The sequence below is a fragment of the Clostridium sp. UBA7791 genome (assembly GCF_002480755.1).
Lineage (GTDB): Bacteria > Bacillota > Clostridia > Clostridiales > Clostridiaceae > Clostridium_J > Clostridium_J sulfidigenes.
In genome coordinates this window covers 63,755-66,347 of the sequence record NZ_DLCT01000008.1, presented here as the reverse complement: position 1 = coordinate 66,347, position 2,593 = coordinate 63,755, and the positions used below count along the sequence as shown (strand labels likewise).

Below are 2,593 nucleotides of genomic sequence, written 5' to 3'. Positions count from 1 at the left end.
CTTCTATCAAATTTATAGAATTGAAAACATTGGTTAAATGTTCTCTCAAAATTACACAGTGAAATTTATTTCGTCTTTATTTAGATCAAGCCCTCGACTTATTAGTATGAGTCAGCTGAACATGTTACCATGCTTACACCCCTCACCTATCAACCTGGTGGTCTTCCAGGAGTCTTACTAACTTACGTTATGGGAAATCTCATCTTAGGGTGGGCTTCACGCTTAGATGCTTTCAGCGTTTATCCCTTCCAGACATAGCTACCCAGCTGTGCCACTGGCGTGACAACTGGTGCACCAGAGGTCTGTCCATCCCGGTCCTCTCGTACTAAGGACAGCTCCCTTCAAATTTCCTACGCCCGCGACGGATAGGGACCGAACTGTCTCACGACGTTCTGAACCCAGCTCGCGTGCCGCTTTAATGGGCGAACAGCCCAACCCTTGGGACCTACTTCAGCCCCAGGATGCGACGAGCCGACATCGAGGTGCCAAACCTCCCCGTCGATGTGGACTCTTGGGGGAGATCAGCCTGTTATCCCCGAGGTAGCTTTTATCCGTTGAGCGATGGCCCTCCCACGAGGTACCACCGGATCACTAAGCCCGACTTTCGTCCCTGCTCGACTTGTAGGTCTCGCAGTCAGGCTCCCTTCTGCCTTTGCACTCTTCGCGCGATTTCCGACCGCGCTGAGGGAACCTTTGGGCGCCTCCGTTACTTTTTTGGAGGCGACCGCCCCAGTCAAACTGCCCATCTAGCAATGTCCTGTGACCAGTTTCATGGCCTCCAGTTAGAATCCCAGTACTGTCAGGGTGGTATCCCAAGGATGGCTCCGCAGAACCTGACGGTCCTGTTTCTCAGCCTCCCACCTATCCTGTACAGACAATACCGAAACTCAATGCTAAACTACAGTAAAGCTCTACGGGGTCTTTCCGTCCAATCGCGGGTAACCAGCATCTTCACTGGTACTACAATTTCGCCGGATTTGCTGTTGAGACAGTGCCCAAATCATTACGCCATTCGTGCGGGTCGGAACTTACCCGACAAGGAATTTCGCTACCTTAGGACCGTTATAGTTACGGCCGCCGTTTACTGGGGCTTAAGTTCATACCTTCGCTTACGCTAAGCATTCCCCTTAACCTTCCAGCACCGGGCAGGCGTCAGCCCCTATACATCAGCTTTCGCTTTAGCAGAGACCTGTGTTTTTGCTAAACAGTTGCTTGGGCCTATTCTCTGCGACCTACTTGCGTAGGCACCCCTTCTCCCGAAGTTACGGGGTCAATTTGCCGAGTTCCTTAACAGCAGTTCTTCCGATGGTCTTAGGATTCTCTCCTCACCTACCTGTGTCGGTTTGCGGTACGGGCACTTGCTTCCTCCATAGAGGCTTTTCTTGGCAGCGTGGAATCAGTTACTTCGCTCTATTGAGCTCCTCATCACACCTCAGATTCGGCTAGCGGATTTGCCTACTAGCTACTCCTAAATGCTTGAACATACATCCAATAGTATGCACAACCTATCCTCCTGCGTCACCCCATTTGTAATAACGTCTGCAAGTGGTACGGGAATATCAACCCGTTGTCCATCACCTACGCCTTTCGGCCTCGGCTTAGGTCCCGACTAACCCTGAGAGGACGAGCCTTCCTCAGGAAACCTTAGGTTTTCGACCGCTAGGATTCTCACCTAGCTCTCGCTACTTATGCCAACATTCTCACTTCTGCATCGTCCACCGCTCCTTTCGGTACGACTTCAGCCAATGCAGAAAGCTCCTCTACCACGTGTACGTAGTACACATCCATAGCTTCGGTGGTAAGTTTTAGCCCCGGACATCTTCGGCGCGGGATCTCTTGACTAGTGAGCTATTACGCACTCTTTAAATGAGTGGCTGCTTCTAAGCCAACATCCTAGTTGTCTTAGAAATCCCACATCCTTTACCACTTAACTTACACTTTGGGACCTTAGCTGATGGTCTGGGCTGTTTCCCTTTTGACTACGGATCTTATCATTCGCAGTCTGACTGCCGGAATAAAAGTATATGGCATTCGGAGTTTGATAAGGTTCAGTAAGCGTTATGCCCCCTAGCCTATTCAGTGCTCTACCTCCATTACTCAATTAACCGACGCTAGCCCTAAAGCTATTTCGAGGAGAACCAGCTATCTCCGAGTTCGATTGGAATTTCTCCGCTATCCACAGCTCATCCCATGGTTTTTCAACACCAACGTGGTTCGGACCTCCACGACATTTTACTGTCGCTTCATCCTGGCCATGGATAGGTCACCCGGTTTCGGGTCTACGACATGCAACTATGCGCCCTATTCAGACTCGGTTTCCCTTCGGCTCCGTACCTTAAGTACTTAACCTCGCTACATATCGTAACTCGTTGGCTCGTTCTACAAAAAGCACGTCGTCACACATATAAAGTGCTTCGACCGGTTGTAGGCACACGGTTTCAGGTTCTATTTCACTCCCCTTCCGGGGTTCTTTTCACCTTTCCCTCACGGTACTTCTTCACTATCGGTCACTAGGTAGTATTTAGCCTTGGGAGGTGGTCCTCCCTGCTTCCCACAAGGTTTCACGTGTCTCGTGGTACTCTGGATCAGAACT

1 rRNA gene (only partly in view) is annotated in these 2,593 nt (G+C 50.4%); it reads right to left on the bottom strand.

Going from position 1 to position 2,593, the window contains the following annotated elements:
• Positions 1-81 precede the first annotated feature (81 nt).
• A 23S ribosomal RNA gene (locus tag B3Z56_RS13540) occupies positions 82-2,593 on the bottom strand; it runs 540 nt beyond the window's last position.